Below are 18215 nucleotides of genomic sequence, written 5' to 3'. Positions count from 1 at the left end.
TGGCACGGGGCATCATAAAACAATTTGGCACTGGCTTATCAAGCACCCTGTTGAGTTCTCAAAGAACAACCACACACCATCAGAACACCCGACCAGCAGGCACCCCTCCGGGGACCAACCCGCACCCACCTCGCGGCGAGCACTTTTACTACGTTACCTTACCGTCTGGCCCGTGTCAACCGGTGTGTCCCGGTACGTCACGCTTCTGGCGGTTCGGCATCCGTGATCAGGCGCAGCGGTGACCGCTTCGCTCGATCCTCGGATTTGACAGGCCGGCCGCTGCGGTCTCCCGCTAGCTCGCCCGGTTCCCTGCCGGTCGTGAACATTACCCGGTCGTTTCCGCTCCGCCAAATCCGCCCCTCGGCGTCTTCGTCGGGCCCCGCCCGGGCCGCGTCCATTGAGGATCACTCCGCACTGAACTCGGCACCGCCTGGTCCGGACCTCGTGGCTTTCGCCCCGTTTGCCCGTTCCGCAGCGGCAGAGAGAAAGTTACGCGTCCACAGGTTTGATCGTCAAATCCGGGGGAAGCGGTCCCCGTCACACTCCGGTGACCGCGAACGTTCCCCGGTCCGAAGTGGTCCGTTGGACCAGGCCATACGCAGCGGCACAAGGGAACCGGGCCGCAGCTCGCCCCCGGGGTGGGCGGGCCCGTGAGTGATCCGCGGGCCCAGCTCAGCGCGTGCCGCGTCGGGACATCCGCCAGGCGCGTACGCCGAACAGACCCACTGCCGTACCGATCGTCAGTGACGCCCCGATCAGCAGCGCGTGCACCCAGAGGAAGCCGGTCGCCGGCCAGTCACCGACCGTGCCACTCGACCAGGACCGCTCGTCGTTCCAGATGGCCACCGCGAACCTCGGCCAGATCACCCAGGTCCAGACGCCCACACCTGCGAGGAACACGGCCCAGCCACGCGACACCACCATGGTCGGCGAGTATGCCAGCGGGCGACGGGGACAGTGCCCGGATCGGCCGATCGGTACGGTGGGTCGATGACCCCGCCGCTGAGCCGCACCAACGCGGAGGCGCACCTCTACATGGACCTGCGCCCCTGCTCCTGCGGGAACGTCCGCTTCCCTCGTCAGAGCGCGGTCGTCGCATTGGCCGACGGCGAGCTGGCGAGTCGCTACACCGGTGCCTGTGCGGGGTGCGGCCGGGAACGGGAGTTCGTCTTCCGGCTGCCGCCGGGACTCGGCACGGCGGGCACCGGGTTCCGCTACGGCGGCGACGAGCCGTCCGAGTTGCTCGACCCGGGCGAATGGCTGCTCGTCGCCGACGCGTACGCCGGACAGGTGCCGGCAACGCCTGCGGACGGCGACGCCGGGCAGCGGGCTCGCGCCGCGTTGACCCGGGCCGTCGCCGCGCTCGACGAGGTCGGCAAGTTCATCCCGGCGGACGGTGACGCGGTCCCCCCGGAGACCTTCGACAGTGACCGGGGGCGTCAGCTGCACCGGCGTGAGCCCGGTCGGTTCCGCCGGGACCGGCTGCGGGCGGTGCGCGACACGTACGCCGGGATGCTGGCGCAGCTCGGCTGAGGCGGCCCCGCCGGCCTCGACGGCGGTGATGCGGTCAGAGGCCGCGGGCCTCGTCCAGGCAGGCGGCGTTGGTGGCGAGCAGCATGGGCAGCGCCCCGAGGAACTCCCGCAAGACGTGACGGGGATCGTGCTCCCGCTCGTCGACGAAGTCGACCCGTGCGCCGGCCTCGGCGAACACCTCGCACACCTCCCACAGGCTGTCGCCGACGCTGCTCCACTGCCAGACGTCGTGCACGAGGGTCGGCACCCGGATCACCGGCTCCATACCGAACAGGCCGATGCCGTAGTTCAGCGGGTCGTCCGGACTGTTGCCGAGTGACACCATCAGCGGCAACACCCGATGCGCCCGGGCGAACCCCTCCAGGTCGGGATCGTCCGGGCTCACCTCGATCAGCAGACCGTCCTCCAGGAACCCCTCGACGATCCGCTCCGGATCGGTGACCCCGACGGCGGTGGCGGACTCCACCAGGGCGCTCCTGGTCCACGGCCGGGCCGTCGCGTCGGTCGGAGGATGGGCGGCAGCCCAGACGGCGAAAGCCTGCGGGTCCTCCATCGTCACCACGAGACGACCGATGCCCAACGAGTAGTAGGCGACCGGGGCGCCCGTCTCCGGATGGAACTCGCCGGTGTAGCGGCCGACCGGCAGGATCAACGGCTGGGTCATCGGCGGCGTCCTCGTCTCGGTCACGGCTGCGGCTCCAGGTAGACCACGCTGGCCAGCAGCAACGGGTGCAGGGCACGGAAGAGCGCGGTGAGCAGCAGCTCCGGCTCGGTCAACTCTGTATCGGTGCCTCCGCTCTCGCGCTCGTCGGCGGCCAGCGACTCGCACACGTCCCAGAGGCTCTCCCCGGAGCGCCCGCTCTCCCAGAGGTTGTAGACGGTGCGGGTGACCTTCACGATCGGCCGCTCGAAGAAGCCGATCGACCACAGCCAGGGCTCGTCGGCGCTGTTGCCCAACCCCACCATCCGTGACCCGAGCCGGTGCCGCTGGGCGAAGTCGACCGCCGCCGAGGTGTCCGGCGTCACCTCGGCGAGCAGACCCTCGGTGAGCAGGCTGTCGAGCAGCGGTTCGACGTCCACACCGGGAAGGTGTACGGCCGCCGCCTGCCGCACCGAGGCGAGCGACCAGAGTTGCTCCTCCTCGCGGTCGGCGGTGCTGTGCGCCAGCGCCCACAGCGCGAAGCGTTGATCGTCCAGGTCCCAGACGTCCGGGCCGAGCCGGACCCGCTGGTAGCGCTCCGAGGCGCCGACCTTGGGGTGGAAGGTGCCGAAGAACTGCCCAAGCGGAAGCAGCAGGGCCTCTGGGGTCGGCGTACTCATGGCTGCCCGTCCTGGTGGTTGCGGGGGTCGGTGAAGGTGCCGGGTGGCAGCATCTGCGCCGGCGGGAGGTGGTCGACCTCCACGGGGGTGAGTCGGCCCAGCAGGTAGCCCATGGACCTGGCCACTCCGCGTAGCTTCCTCTCCCGGGCGGCGGAAGCAGGTGGACCGGGCGGGCCGACCAGGTCCAGTTCGTGAACGAAGTACACGGTCGAGTCGCCCGACTGCGTCGAGACGACCAGCAGTCCGCCGGAGGCGTTCGCGATCACCAGCCAGGCCGGCGACAGCCACAGGTCGCGGTGTCGGCGCTGGGCGTACACCAGATCGAAGAACGGATAGTCGGGGTGCACTCCGAACAGCGGGCGTTCCGGCGTCAGGGCGAACGGCACACCGGGTACGTGGTGCGGCACCTCGGGCTGCGCGCCGTTGTTGCGGCGCAACCATTCGCGGTAATCCGCGGGCAGACGGAGCCCAAGGGCGGACTCGACCGACTGGAGTTGTGTCTCGTCGAGTTGGCCGTAGGTCCGCAGCCGAGCGGGCTTCCACAGTCGTCCGGTGGGCGGATCCATCACCTCGTTCGCGTCCACCCGGCGAACCGTGACCCGCCACTCGTCGGCACTGGCCATGTCAAGATCCGCGAACCGCCACGTCTCGTCGCCCACCGGAAAGGTTTGACCGAGCGCTATCTGGTGGTGCGGAGAACCCTCGCTCCAGTGCGGCATCACCACCAGCTCGGCCTGAACCGGCGGACCCGTGTCGACCCACCGGACGCCGAGCCGGGCGGGCCCGATGTCAACGGGAATGTTGTTGGGGATCGATGCGATTTCGGTGAAGGAGCGCAACGGATCTTCTCCCTGTCCTGTCGTCGGCATGTCAGCCGTTCACCATGTCGCGCAAGGCGGGCTCCTCTGGCAATACGAAGCCGAGCACCTCGCGGGCGATGCGCTCGGCCTCCACTCGCCCGACCGGCATTGACCTGCCTCCAGGTGCAGTTCCGTCAACCGTCCAGTACATCGTGTGCTGCCCCTGGTCCGTGGACACCATCACGAGTAGGCCACTCACCGTACCGTCGTCGCTGAACAGCACGTGGTATCCGACAGTGACAGGCTGGTCGTCCTCAAGGTAGGTACGTCCGAGGGGATGCCTCTGTGATCGGACCGGGTCGGTCTCGGCTACCTCGTGCTCGCGTCGCGCGGGGACGTCGCGCGGTGGTGGTGGCGTGGCGGAGGTCGGAGCGAACGGCTCATGCGCTCCGGACGTCGACCCCTCAGCCGGTGAGCCGTCGTCCAGGTGCGCGTACTCGGCATCGATGAGGTCCAAGAATTCCCGCATGGGTAACGGTTCGGGGTGCGCCGAGTTCCATGGGTTACGTAGGTGCACCTCACCATTCCGAACTGCCAGCACCTCGTACGCGTGCGCGGCGTAGAGGCCGAACGGAAGCGGCCTTGGTGTCTCAGCCGGGTATTCCTTGTCCGCCTTGGTGCCGACGATCACGGGATTCCCCGCAGCGAGCAGCGCGGCAAGCCGTGTCGCCACGGCGACCTCTTGACCGGGCGAGCTGTCGAAGGACGCCCATCGACTCGGAGCACCCGTCAGCTGAGTCATGAGTTCCGCCTGCATCACCACATGGCTGCCAACGTGCAGGCGTGCATAACCGGCGGGCGCCGCTTGATGTGGATCATCAGGGCTGGCCAGCGCAGTCCAATCGCGCTGCCACACCTGGCGTCGCTCAAGGCTCCACGTCCTGTCGACTGCCGCCAGCGCCTTCTCCAGAATCGCCGCCCAGGTGGAGCCGTTGATGGACTGGTCGGCGTATGCGGACCTTCCCGGAGCATTGATCAGCAGGGGCGTATCCGGTTGCACGGTGATGCGAAGTCGCCGGCCGGTGGGGGCCGACATGTCGCCGCTCAAGGTGCTCTCGTACAGCAGCACGTCGACCGTGCCATCCGGGTTCGGCTGGAGGAGTTGGGCCAGCCCATCCGGTCGGTAGCCGGCGACGGCGGCCACGGTGGCGAGCATTCCGCAGTCGCCGAGCAACCCCTGCCGCACCTGGTCGCGACGGGTCTGACCGTCGAAGAGCGGAGCCGGCTGCCCGGTGCGGGCGTCAAGCGCCCGCCCGTAGTCGACGGGGTACTCCGGATCCGGATCGGGCAGGGACAGCCGGTGGGCTGCCACCACCATCTCGTTGCCGGTGTCGACGGAGGTGACCTCGATGTCGACCTCGGTCTCCGGCGGCATCATCAACCGCAGCGCCTCGGTCAGCGCGTTCGGCACCAGCGCCATCCGCCGCGCGTCGGTCTGGTAGTGGAACGCGTGGGTGGCGAGTACGGCCATCGCGGCGGGATTCGTGCCGTAGGCGGCCCGGAAGGCGGCGTCGACGCGGACGCGGTCCTCGGCCAGGAGGGCCTGGCGGCCTGCCGGGGTGCGCAGGTCGTACGCGGGGGCCGACGAGCCGAGTGTGAACTCCGATACGCCGTCGACGGTGTACGGGCGCAGGTCGAAGCGGCCAGTCAGGTCGACGTAGACGCCTTCGGCGGCCACCCGGTCGGCCAACCGTGGATCGACCTGGCGGATCTGGTCCAACAGGCTCGGCGGCAGATAGATGAGCTGCCCGGCCAGGGCGGGCATCCGGGGCATCGAGGACTGGCGCTGTTCCCCGTGCACGGCCAACTCGCGCAGCTTCGCGGTCAGTTCGGCAGCCTCCGGCGGCGGCCGGAAGTCCGGGGCCAGATGATCGCGGTAGTCGATCGCACGGTACCGCTCGACGAGCGTCGGGTCAGGTTGGTACGCCAGGACGTCGGTCACCGTCTCCGGTGTCATCGCCGGCAGGCTGAGCATCAGCACGTGGTGCCAGACGTCACCGGGCACGACCGCCAGGCGTTCCTGTACGTCCGGCGTACCCCAGCGCAGGCCCAGGTGGTCGACCAGCGCGTCGATCTCGGCGCGCAATGCCACCCGGGTTGCCGGTTCGCCCTGCGCGTACCAGGCGGCCATCACGCGCAGCTCGGCCAGCCGCCCCCGGTCGGCGGCGGTAAGGCCGGCTGGGTCGATCGGTCCGTCGACGGCGTCCTGGTCGAAGAGGCCGACCTGGGCGTCACCGGTCTCGTGCCGGGCCAACAGTTCAGCGGTCTCGTGCGCCAGCGCACGGTCGACCGCGCTGTCGGCGGCCCGGTCGGAGACGGTCAGGGTGAAGGTGCCGTCCAGGTTGCGGATGGTCTGCGCCACCGTGCCGGTGGCCAGTTCGCCGGTGGTGACCCGGACCCGCAGGGGATCCAGGCCGTCGGCCCGCACCTCGAAGACGTCCGGGCCGACGGCGACGACCTGGGTCGCGCCGATCGATTCGGCGAGGGTGGGCAGCACCAGCCGGGCCCGGTCCAGGACCGCCGTGGGGTCGGCGACCGGTCGGCCGTGACCGTGGAATCCGGAGTCCAGCAGCGCCGTGACCGTGCTGCGGGCCAGTTCGACGTGCGCGTAGGTGGGGCTCGTCAGGTCGAGGAAGTCGCGGATCGGCATCGGCGCGGGATGGCTGTCGTTCCACGGGTTGCGCAGCCGCACCTTGCCGTCGGTCACCGACACGACCTCGTACGCGTGCCCGGCATACAGCCCGTGGGGCGGTTTGCCGTGCTCGTACGACTCGTAGCTCTGGGCGGGGCGCGTACCGGTGATCACCGGGCTGCCGGCGGCGAGCAGCTCGGCCAGTCGGGCCTGGGCGTCGGCCTCCCGTCCGGGTGTCGGGTCGAATTGGTTCACCCTGGTCGGCAGGCCGGTGAGCTGGCTGAGTAGTTCCGCCTGCATGTGGTGGGTGCTGCCGTTGTCCAGCCGGGCGTAGCCGAGTGGGGCGGCCTGGGCGGCGCCCACGTCGGGTTGGGCACTCCACCCGCGCTGCCACTGGTCGTGACGTTGCGGGGTCCAGGTACGGTCGACCGCCGCGATCGCCTTCTCCAGCAGAGAGGCCCAGGACGTGCCGACCGTCGACTGGTCGGCGTAGGCACTGCGTCCGTTCGAGGAGGCGAGCACGGGTACATCCGGGAACACGGTGACCCGTAGCCTGCGTCCGGTGGGGGTGCTCGTGCTGCCCGACCCGTCGGTCTCGTGCAGCAGCACGTCCACCGAGCCGTCCAGGTTCGGCTGGAACATCTGCGTGACGGTGTCCGGCAGGTGACCGGCGACCGAGCCGATCACGGCGATCATGCCGCAGTCACCCAGCCCACCCTGCTGCACGTCCTCCCGTTTCGGCGGACCGTCGAACAGTGGCGCCGGTTGGCCGGTGCGAGCATCGCGCGGCGAGCCGTAGACCGGTCCGCCGCCGGATGTGTCGGAGGGGAGCGTGACCCGGTCCGCGGTGACCGAAACGTCCCCGGACGGCTCCTGAGTCGGGACGGTCTCGGCGGCGACGACGCTGTCCCGTGGCACGGGGGTGATGGCGCGCAGCGCCTCGGTCAGGACGTCGGGCACCAGCCCCATCCAGCGGGCCGTGCCGTGGTAGTGGAACTCGTGGTCGGCGAGCAGGACGGCGGCCTGGTCGCCGTGCAGCGCCCGTAGGGCGGCATGGGCACGTTGCCGGTCCTCGTGCAGTTGGGCCCGCCGGCCGGACTCGGTGGTCAGGTCGAACGCCGGCCGGGCCGCGCCGAGGTCGATCTCCGGAACGCCGTTCACCATGTACGGGCGCAGGTCGTAACGGCCCGCCACGTCGACGTAGACGCCGTCACGGGCGACTCGGTCGGCGAGGTCGGGATCGACCGCCCGGATCCGTCCGATCTGTCCGGGGCGCAGGCCGACGATCTGTCCCGCGAAGGACGGCATTCGGGGCAGCCCGGTCTGTGCCCACTCGACCTCGACGGCGAGTTCCCGCAGCCGCGCCGTCAGATCCGCCTGCTGCGGCACCTGGAAGTCCGGTGCCAGTTGAGCCCGGTAGTCGAACATGCGAACCCGCTCGACCTCGGTCAGGGTCGGTGCGCCCGCCAGCACCGCCGACACCGCGTCCGGAGTGAGGGCGGGCAGGCTGAGCTGCACCAGGTGGGCCAGCACGTCGCCGGGGAGCAGCGCCCACCGGTCCCGGACGTCCGGATCGCCCACCCGTAGGCCGAGGTGGGCGGCGAGGGCGTCGATCTCGGTACGGAGCGCGAGCCGCCCGGCCGGGTCGGCGTCGGCGTACGCGGCGGCGAGCAGGCGGATCTCGGCCATCCGGCCGCGGTCGTGGGCGCTGAGCCCGGCCGGGTCGATCCGGCCGTCCACGTTGCCCGGGTCCAGCGGCCCGACGAGTGCCCGCCCGGACTCGTGCAGGGCCACCAGCTCGGCCACCTCGTGCGCGAGCGCCCGCGCCACGATCTGGTCGACGGCCCGGTCGGACACGGTGACGGTGAAGGTCCCGTCGGGCTCGCGGGTCGACTGGGCCACCACACCGTCGGTCATCGGGCCGGTGGTGAGGCGCACCGTCAGTGGGTACTGCCCGGCCGCGCGGATCTCGAACAGGTCCGGACCGACCTGCACCACCGCGTCCACCTGGGCGTACGGCGCGATCTGCGGCAGGGCGGCCCGCGCCAGGTCGAGTACGGCCGCCGGGTCGGCGGTCGGACGGCCCAGTCCGTGGAACCCGGAGTTCGGTACGGGAGCTGCGGTGATCCGGCCCGAGTCCGGGTCGGTCCCCCCGTCCGGCCGACCGGCGGTCGGGTCCGGCGAGGTCGGGTCCGGCGAGATCCGATCCGGAGCGGTCGGGTCAGGGGCGGCAGGGTCAGGGGCGGCAGGATCCGGCGAGGCCGGGTCGGCGGCCGGGTCGGCGGAGCGCTGGAAGGCACCGAAGAGACGCCCGAGCACGCCGTTGCGCTGCTGTGCCCCGGCCAGGCGCTCGGTGAGCCGGTCGGCCGCCGACTCGGCCGCGTCGAGCCGGGCCTCCAGGTCGGCGGTCGCCTGTTCGAGCTCCCGGACCGGTTCCTGCAACTGGTCGACGACCTGATCCACCCGGTCGGCCGCCGACCGGGCGTCACTACGGGCGTCGAACCGGGTCCGTACGTCGTCGGCGGCGAGGCCGGCACGTTTCGCGTACCACTTGGCGGCGCCGATCACCGGGACGGCGGCGAGCGCGGCGACCGGGATGATCGGGGCGAGCGGACTCGACAGGGCGATCGCGATCGCGGTACCCCCTGCGGCGGCCAGACCGGTCGTGGCGATGCTGGCACGCAGGTACGCCTTCAGGCTCGGCACGCCCGGCGGACGGTCGACGCCTCTCTGTTCGGCACGCAGCGTCCGGAGCCGGACCGACCGGCTGGCCCGGTCGCCGCCGTAGTCGACGACCACCTGGCGCGCCTCGGGTGGCAACTGGGCCAGCCGCTCCGCCCGGCCGAACATGCCCTCGCGCAGACCGAGTCGGTCGATGACCGCGTACAGCTCGCGCAGGGCGGGCTTGAGGGACATCGGGTCGGCGTTACGTACGTGGCTCTGGGCGACCTGGAGTTCCCACGAGTCCGCTCGGCTGAGGACATCCCGGCCCTCCGTCGTGGTGGAGTCGCCGTCCTGGGAGGTCGGCGGGGTCGGTGCCGGCGGCCCGGTCTCCGAGCGATGCGCCGCCAGCCGGTCGACCGCCGCGGTGACCCGGTCGAGGTTCGCCACCGCCACCCGGAGCCGGCGGGCCGCGTCGGCGACGACGACCTCGGTCGGTGCGGCGAGCCGGTCCACCCGTGCCGACGAGTCCGCCGCCGGATTCGGATGGTCCAGGTCCCACTTGCGGCGGGCGTCCTTGACGCTGGTCTCCATCCGCTTCAGCGCCAGGTCGCGGACCGGTCCGAGGACGCCACCGGCGGCCATGTTCAGCGGTCCCGCCCCGGCCGCGACCTGGACGACACCCGCCAGACCGACGGTGGTGGCGGCCTGTACCAGCGGGCCGGGACTCTGTTCCACCGCGTACACACCGGCGTTCGGCACATTGCTCGGCCGGGCGTCGCTGTCCGTGGCGTCGGCCGGTCGGCCGACGAAGATCCGTGCCATCCGGTCGGCCAGCAGTCGACGGCCGTGGCGCTCCGCGACCGGCCGCAGCTCGGCCGGCAGGTGCTCGCGTCGCTGCTCCGCCCCGGGAGTGCCGTCGCGCAGGCCGAGCTGGTCCAGCAACGCCCGCAGGTGGCGGGCGTGTCGGATCCGGGCCGGACCGCCGGCCGCGTCGTGCCGGGCCGCCAACTCGGCGAGCTGCGTGAGCGCCGCCGCGTCGCCGGGCTCGCGGGTACCGGTCGACGGATCAGCGGTGGTCGTGACAGCACCCGCCGGATCGCCGGGTCGGGCCGACGACGTGGCGTCGGGGGCGGTGAGCCCCGCCCAGGCCGGATCGCCGAAGAGCAGTCGCCGGAACGAGTCGGCGGCCCCGTTACGGCGGTGCGACTCGGCCAGCCGCCGGTCGAGGTCGGCCACCCGCTGTTCCAGGTCGGCGGCGCGGCGGGAGACGTCCGCGACCCGTTCGGTCACCAGGTCCACCGGACCGGCCACGGCCTCGGTGAGCTGGGTGAGCTGGGCGTCCGCCGGCATCGCCGGGTGGTCCGTGTCCCAGGTGTCGCGGGCGTCCTTGGCCGCCGCCTCACGACGGGCCATGATCGGGTCGACCACGGCCCCGCTGGCCATCGCGGTCAGACCGGCGGTGATCGCGAACCAACCGAGCCGGAGCTGACCGATCAGGTCACCGACGACGGCGATGCTGCCTGCGGCGAGCACGCTCGGCGTGTTCTCCACGGTGCCCATCCACCAGGGCGCCACCTTGCCGGGCCGGTCCCCTTCGGCCGGTCGCCCGTCCGCGACCGCCGCCAGCCGGTGCCGCACCATCGCCGTACGCGTACCGCCGAAGCGGTCCGCCATCGACCGCAGGTCTTCCGGCAACAGTTCCCGGCGCTGCGCGACGCCGGGCGTGTCCTGCCGCAGACCGAGTGCGTCGAGCAGGCCCCGGATCTCGCGGGTCACCCGGGGACGGGCGAACCTCGACGCGGCGTCGCGTTGCGCGGCGAGGGCCCGCAACTCGGCGAGCCGCCCCTGTTCGTGCGGGGTCAGGCCGACCGGGTCGGGGGAGGCCGTCGTCGCGGCCGGATCGCCGGGCCGGTTGGTGGTCGGTGCCGGGGCGGTGCCCGCCGACGGGCCGGGATCCGGCGGGGCGAAGCGTCGGGGCCGGCCGATCAGTCGACGGCGGCGCTCCCCGGCGTCGAGCCGCTGTCCGAGCGCCTCGACGTGGCTTTCCAGGCTGCCAGTCGCCGAATCGGCCGCCCGGGTCGAGGCACCCACGTCGTCGGTCCGGCCGGCGACCTCGCGGCCCGTGGTGAGATCGGAGTCGACGGCGGAGCGGGCGTCCTGACGTGCGTCGTGCCGGGCCCGACGGTCCTCGGCGGCCAGACCGACCCGCTTCGCCAGCCATTTCGCCGGGCCGGTGGCGACCGCGCCGATCGCCCCTCCGACGCCGAGCATCAGTGCCAGCTCCGGTCGACCGGCGTCCACGGTCAGCTTCACCGCCAACGCGGCGAGCAGCGAGTTGGTGGCGAAGTGGGTGATCACATACGTACGCAGCCGGGGCAGACCGGTCGGACGGGGGTCGCTGGTCGGCGCGGCGGGCAGACGGTCGAGCGCTTTGCCTCTGCGGTCGGTGTACCAGTCCGGGTACACCTCGGTCAGGGCGGTGCGCGTCGCATCCGGCACTCCGGCGAGGCGCTGCTCCGCGCCGAGCATGCCGTCCCGCAGGCCCAGGCGGTCGACCACCGCGGCCAGTTCGCGTCGGGCCGCGCCCAACGACCAGCGGTCGGCGACGGCGACCTGGTGTGCGGCGGTCCGCAGCTCGGCGAGGTCGGCGGGCGAGAGCGGCGCGACCGTCGGTGCCCCCGGGTCCATCGGTCGCCCGAGGGCCGACAACTCGGCCACCTCGTGCGCCAGCGCCCGCTCGACCACCCGGTCGGCGGCCTGGTCCGAGAGCGTCACCACGGCGACGCCGTCGCTGCCGAACCGGCCGGTCGCCACCGCGCCGTCCGCCACCGGCCCACTAATCAGGCGAAGCGTGAACGTGCTGCCGTCGGCCCGGGTGACCTGGTACGTACCGTCCGGGCGGATCGACACCTCGGTGACCCCGGCGTGGGTCGCCACCTGGCCGGCGACCGTACGGGCCCGGTCCAGCACCGCGTCCGGGTCCGGCTCCGCCCGGCCCTGACCGTGGAAGTCGGTACCGGGCAGCGCGCTGGCGGTGATCACCGTGCCGGCGCGGTCACCGTTCGCCCGGGCGTCGCCGACGTCGGTCCGGTCGGTCGGTCCGGTCAGGCTGTCGGTTCCGCGTCGGGCCACACCTGCCGGCCCCTGGTCCGCCCCTCGCGTCGCGCCTGGGCGTACTCCTGCATGACCCGCCGGGGCGGCAGGCTGGGATGAACGGTGATCACTCCCGAGCGGTCGATGATGTAGCTCCCCTGGCCCACGTGCGTCCCCGAGGCCCGTTCCTGGTCCGAGAGTCTCTCCCGGGCCAGCCAGCCGTACTCGAACTCCCGGAGCACGATCGGATTCCGGGTCGCCAGCAGACGGCTGATCAGTGTCAGCGCCTCGTCCTCGGTCAACTCGCCCCTCTCCGTCAGGCATCATCATCGCCCAGAGGGCATGGGTTTCCCGGATGTCCGAGGCCGGCATGTCCGTCGACGTCGTCCCGCTCTGCGGATCCCACCACACCGGCGCGTCGGCGCCGACCGGGAAGACGATCACGAACGCGTGGGCACCGTCGATGTCCAACTGACCGCTGGCGTCCAGGACGGGCTGCCCGGCGGAGTCGACGTACACCCAGTCGGCCACCACCAGCGCCGATGCGCCGGGCCCGGCCTCCGCCACCTGCTGGTAGAGGTCGGCGTACTGGTCGGCGACCGCCTCGGTCCGGGCCGACAGGTCGGTGGGCAGGATGTCCGGCCCGCCGATCCACTCCCCGCCGATCCACGCCTCGGCGCGCTGGAGGCCGCCCCGCTCACCGGAGACCAGGTCGATAGCGCCGGCGTCGGCGCGGTCCGCCCAGCGGGGCACCGACACCTGCGGGTCGCCGTGGAAGCTGGCCAGGGCCGCCAGCGACGCGTCGAGACAGTTGTTGGCGCGGCCCGGCTGCTCCGGCCCGCCATCGTTGACCAACTGGCCGTACGGGTGCGTGGACGGGTCGGCGAAGACCGCGTACCCCTCCGGTGTGGCCAGGCTCGCGGCCAGATCGTCCTGGAAGCGCGAATCCTCAAGTGGGGCCAGCTCGCCCGGCCCGTACCGCCGGCTCTCCGGCAGCGACGGCGCGGGACCGACGTCGGTCAGGCCGTCGGTTCCTCCGTCGGCCAGACCTGGCGGCCGGTGATCCGGCCCTCCCGGCGGGCCGTCGTGTACCGCTTCATGACCAGTGGTGGTGGCAGGCTGGGATGCGCGGTCACCACTCCCGTCCGGTCGATGATGAAGACCCCCTGGCCCATCTGTCGTCCCTGGGCCCGCTGCTGCGGGGAGAGCGTCTCCTGGGCTGCCCAGCCGAACTCGAACGGGAAGACCGCCACCGGGTTGTCCGTCCCGAGCAGCCGAGTCATCAACTGCTGGGCTTCCTCCCTGCTCATCGGCATAACCGGGGTGTACCTCCATCGACCACAGGTTGTGCGTCAGTCCAACATAGTCGCCGGGGTGCGGGTCGGTGGTGGTGCTGGCGTACAGCGGGTCCCACCACACCGGCCCGTCCGCGCCGTCCGGGTACACCAGCAGGAAAGCGTGCTGGGCCGCCGCCTGGGTGTGGCCGTCGGCGTCGAGCAGCGGAGCCGCGTTCCCGTCGAACTGCACCCAGTCCACCACGACCACCGCCGCCGCGCCCGGCCCCGCGTCGCGGACGCTCTGGTACAGCTCCGCGTACCGGTCGGCCATCGCCTCGGCCCGCTCGGCGGGCGTACCCGGCATCGCGTCGTTGGCACCGTCACCGACCCAGTCGCCACCGATCCAGTTCGCGATCCGGTCGACGCCGGCCAGCTCGCCCAACTCGGCCTCGATGGAACCGTCGTCGAGCCGATCCGGCCAACGCGGGTGGGACACCTGCGGATCACCGTAGAAGCTGGCCAGCGCGGCGAGCGTGGAGTCGACGCAGTTGTTGCTCCGCCCCGGCTGGTCCGGCCCGCCGTCGTTGATCAACCGCCCGTACGGGTGCGTGGACGGGTCGGCGAAGACCGCGTACCCCTCGGGGGTCCACAGGCTGTCCGCGACGTCGTCCTGATAACGCGGATCCTCCAGGGGCGCCAACTGCTCCGGCCCGTACTGCCGGGTGTCCGGCATCGGCCAGCCCTGCATGTCTGGCCAGATCGCGGCGTTCGGATCCGTGAATCTCGGGTCAACCACCGACGCCGGATCGATGCTCTGCTCGATCCTCGGCCCGTCGTCCGACGCGGTCGAATCCGGCGGCAGGACCGCGCTCGTGGTGCCGTCGGTCTGGGTCGGCAGGACCGGGTCGCCCTCGGCGTCGAGCACGATGGCCCAGACGTCACCCACCTTGTCGGCGTGCAACGGGTCGGTGTCGGAGATCAGTTGGTTCTGGCCGTCGAGCCACACAATCGTGCCGTCATGGTTGACCGCGTTCCAGGTATGCCCGCCAGGCTGGTCGGACCAGGTGTTGACAATCAACACCGCCGAGCCTGGACCTGCCGCACGAAGCGCGTCGGCGACCGCGCCCAGGGCGTTGGTGCCGCTGCCCTGGTGGGCAAAGCTGGACCTGAGTGCCTGCTCCTGACGCGTTGTACTGCCCGCCTCGACCTGCGTCGACGGTACCGTCGACGCAGCCACCTCCGGTCGTCCGAACCAGGTCGACAGGACCGAGAGCCCGACATCTGCGCAGTTGTTGTCGCGCCCTGGGACGGTGGGTCCACCGTCGTTGACCCGCCCGGCCCAAGGGCCACGCGGATCCGGGTGTACCTCGGGTTGCCCGGTCGTCGCATCGCGCGGCACCGCTGCCTCAAGCGACTGCTGATCGGCTGGGTCGGGCGGAATCAGGCCGTCAGGACGGCCATAGGGGCGGTTGTCGCTCAACGGCGGGCCGTTGCCGACAACGCCGGGCACGGTGGGCTGATAGGTGCTGACGTCACGGCCCGGGTCAGTGATGGGCTCTACGCCAAATTGCGGCAGGAAGTGTGCGCACGATCGGCACGGCGGTCGGTAATGTCCCAGCTCATAAGTAACGCCGTCGGAGTGCGCGGGTCTTACCTGATGCGTGACGATCCTTGCCCCTCGCAGCGCATCCAGGGCCCACTGATCGAAGTTGCCGGGCTTACCTAAAGCCTCCCACTGTTGTTCTAGTTGGTAGAGCTGGTCGGAGATCAGAGCAACCTCCGCGCACTTGCCATGTCCGCCGCCGACACCGTCGGCCAGAGCAGTCGCCGTCCGATCCAAAGCGGCTTGCGCGAGCCGGTGCACGCTCGGTTGCGTAGCCGGTGTCGTGCCCTTGTTCGCCGTCATGCTGGTATGCGTGGTGATCTCGCCATTGGGCATGAGCAACGCCCCAGCCATGCCGGGTTGCTTGGCCTTCGAGATCGTGCTGGCCTTGACCGCCACACGAACGGTCTCGGCCAGCGTCCGTGCCGCCTCGATCAGCGAGCGCTCCGCATCCGGGCCGGTGGGATCACCGGCCACGGTCGTCGGGTCAGTCTCCCAGCTGTGTGTACCCCGGCCGGTCGGCGAGTCCGACCGGCGGAGGGTGTCCGGATCGACCTGCCCGGTATCCGACCTCGGCCCGACCGGCCCGCTGTTGACGGTGCTTCCGGTGCTGGCCGGCACCGGGACCACGACCGGCCCGTCGGTCTGCGAGACCTGGTCGGTCCGCCCCAGCGCAGGGTCGCCGGCGGTGTCGGGAGCGGACGGCCCGCTGGTGTCGACGGTGGTGGCTGCCGGATCGCTGCCCGCCGTCTGGGCCGGCACCGTGGGTGCGGTCGGCACACCCGCGTCCGTCCGGCCCGGAGTGGGTCGGTTGTCCGGGCGGCTCGTGGTGTCCTGCTGGGCCGGCACGCCCTGGGCCGGAGTGGCCTGCTGGTGGGGGGCGCTCTGCTGGGGGCCGGTGCCGGGCTGGTTGGGGCTGGTGGAGGTCGGGCCAGTGGACGGGGACAGCGATACCGAGCCGGCCGAGTTCGCCGCCGCCGGATTGACGGTCGGCCCGACCGGAGGCGTACGGTTCGCCGCCGGCTGCGCGGTGGGGTTGGTGGTGCTGGGCGCAGTGGTGGTGGCCGCATTGTTCGTGCCGGTCGTCGGCGGTGCGTTGTTGGCCGGCGGTGCGGCGGTGGTCGGCGGTGCGGTATTGGGGCCCGCCACCACCTGGGGACCGGTGGACACCGTAGATCCGGCAGGAGATCCGGCAGGGGGAGCCGAGTTCGCGGCGGGCGGGACCGTCGGAGCGACGTTGCCCGGCGTCTGAGCGGCCGGCGGCGCGGTGACCGAGTTGCCGGGAAGCACGGCTGGTGGCGTGTCCGCGACGGTGGGATCGACGCGAACATCGACAGACCTGGTATCGGCGAAGCCGTCCGTGGTGGGTGTCTCGGTCACGCTGCGGGCGGGTCCGGCCGTGCCGTCTCCGGGTGTGGTGGTACCCGCTTCCGGACCTGGAGCCGTCACCGGTCCACCACTGGCCTGATCGGTGGAGCCGCTGCCGAGCCGTTCGGCACCGACCGAATCGGGGGTCGGGGCGACCTGCCCGTCCGGGACACGCTGCGTCGTGGTGTCGCTGGTGGGTGGGCTCGTAGCAGCGGTGTCGCCGGCAGGCGCCGTGGCCGGGCCCTCGGCGACGACACCGGCCGGAGTTCCGGTCACGCTGTCCGTCGTGGTCGGAGCACCCGTCGTAGCCCCGTCGGCCGACGGGACCGCCGAGGTGTCGGCCGGCGAGGTGACCGCCGCGTCGGCGCTAGGCGGCGCGAGGCTGATCGAGCCTGAGCCACTGTCCGGCACGGTGTCTACGGGAGTGGTGTCGATGTTCCCGTCGCCGGGGACGTTCAACGCACCGTCGGCGCCACCGGTGACCGTGGCGCCGGAATCGGCACTGGTGCTGCCGGTCGCGCCGGACCCCGTGCCACTGGTGTCGGTGTTCGTCGCGCCGGTGCTTCCCGACGTCGCACCGGTGGAACTGCCGCCGTTGGCGCCGCCTGTGGCCCCACCGCTCGTGGAGCCGGCTCCGGCCGAGCCGGTGCCCGCGCCGCCGTTGACGCCGCCGACGTTGCCGAGGCCGTTGGCGCCGCCGACGTTCAGCGCCGGGTCGATCCCGCCCGCCGGGAGACCGGCGCCCGGGTTGAATTCCGCACCTGTCCGGCCGAGGCCCCAGTTGGTGACGTTCGCACCCACGTTGCCCATGCTGCTGCCGATCATGGTCAACCCGGTGCGGCCGGCGCCGCTGGTGAACCCGCCGAGGAACGCTTCCGCGCCCGGCATCGCCCACTGCCCGTTGACGGTGCCGTTGGCGAGCACGCTGGCCGCAGGGGACACGACCGCGTTCTGCATGCCGGAGGCGAGACTCCTGCTGCCCCAGCGGACCACCCCACTGCCCGGGAAGGTGAGACCGGAGGGGCTGAACGAGAAGGGCATCCGGGGCGCCAACCGACGGCCGGCGAAGCTCATACCGGTGCCGAGCACACCGCCGAACGCGCCGCCCACCCCGGCGGTCAGCGTGCGGTTTCCGTCCCACTGCCGTCGCTCGCCGGTGTGCATCTGGTACGCCTGGGCGCCCACGTCGATGATCAGCTCTTCGCCGATCTCCTCGACCAGTTCCAGGCCGAGCCGGGTCATCCCCTGACGGAATCCCTGGCTGCTGACGATCTGCCCGAGCCGGGTGCCGGCGGCGCGCAGGGCTGTCTGCATGCCGGCGCGGGTGAGCAGTTGCCGGCCCATCTGGGCGATCAACCGGCGGAAGGCGACCGTCACGGCCTGGCGTCCAGCCGCCAGGATGCCCGGGATCGCGCCGGCCGACACACCACCCAGCCAGGCCATCAGCAGCGCGACGAAGACCGCGATGACGGTGATGAAGACCGCGATGAGTACGGTCAGCTTGGCGTACTCGATCTCCAGGGCGGCCTGGTCGCAGCCGGCGGCGTACGCCGCAGCGACCTCCTGCATCAGCGGCAGGCCGGTGTTCGGGTCGACGGCGATCTGGTTCCACAGCCCGCCGAACGCCTCGCCGGCACCGCCACCCCAGGCCTGCAGGATCTTCATGACCGCCGGGTCGGCCTCGCCCAACGCCTCGGTGATCGCGTCCGCCATCACCTGCCAGGCGTCGGCGAGCTCCCGCATCTTGTCTTCGTCGCCGCTGGGCCAGGCCTCGCCCGCGCTCACCCAGCAGATGGCGTCCCAGACCCACGCGTACTCGCCCAGCGAGTTCCTGGGATTGGGTACCGCCACCCCGCGTGCCCTTC

6 protein-coding genes are annotated in these 18215 nt (G+C 71.8%); 1 reads left to right on the top strand and 5 read right to left on the bottom strand.

Annotation, left to right across the window (positions count from 1 at the left end):
• Positions 1 to 672: 672 nt before the first annotated feature.
• Positions 673 to 924, bottom strand: coding sequence for an SCO4848 family membrane protein (locus tag ACWDVW_RS20195; RefSeq protein ID WP_449951062.1), 252 nt, complete (start codon positions 922 to 924; stop codon positions 673 to 675).
• Positions 925 to 990: 66 nt separating this feature from the next.
• On the opposite strand from ACWDVW_RS20195, the gene ACWDVW_RS20190 reads away from it, so the two are divergent.
• Positions 991 to 1533, top strand: coding sequence for a hypothetical protein (locus ACWDVW_RS20190; protein ID WP_350699153.1), 543 nt, complete (start codon positions 991 to 993; stop codon positions 1531 to 1533).
• 34 nt (positions 1534 to 1567) lie between these two features.
• Here ACWDVW_RS20190 and ACWDVW_RS20185 read toward each other — a convergent pair whose 3' ends face one another.
• The 4 genes from ACWDVW_RS20185 to ACWDVW_RS20170 are packed head-to-tail and all read right to left on the bottom strand — an operon-like array spanning position 1568 to position 18201.
• The gene (locus ACWDVW_RS20185; protein ID WP_396749123.1) at positions 1568 to 2197 is read right to left on the bottom strand and encodes a hypothetical protein; all 630 of its coding nucleotides are present in this window, start codon (positions 2195 to 2197) and stop codon (positions 1568 to 1570) included.
• 20 nt (positions 2198 to 2217) lie between these two features.
• Entirely contained in the window at positions 2218 to 2853 is a 636-nt protein-coding gene (locus ACWDVW_RS20180) for a hypothetical protein (protein WP_449951059.1), read from the bottom strand.
• On the bottom strand, positions 2850 to 3722 hold the full coding sequence (locus ACWDVW_RS20175; protein WP_449951056.1) for a DUF6406 domain-containing protein: 873 nt from the start codon (positions 3720 to 3722) through the stop codon (positions 2850 to 2852). The genes ACWDVW_RS20180 and ACWDVW_RS20175 overlap by 4 nt, the downstream gene beginning before the upstream one ends.
• 1 nt (position 3723) lies before the next feature.
• Positions 3724 to 18201, bottom strand: a complete 14478-nt coding sequence (locus ACWDVW_RS20170) for a toxin glutamine deamidase domain-containing protein (RefSeq protein WP_449951053.1) — start codon at positions 18199 to 18201, stop codon at positions 3724 to 3726.
• Positions 18202 to 18215: the final 14 nt, after the last annotated feature.

It is taken from the genome of Micromonospora sp. NPDC003241 (genome assembly GCF_053589795.1).
Note: the sequence above shows the minus strand (reverse complement) of the source record. Positions and strands in the feature narration are given on the sequence as shown.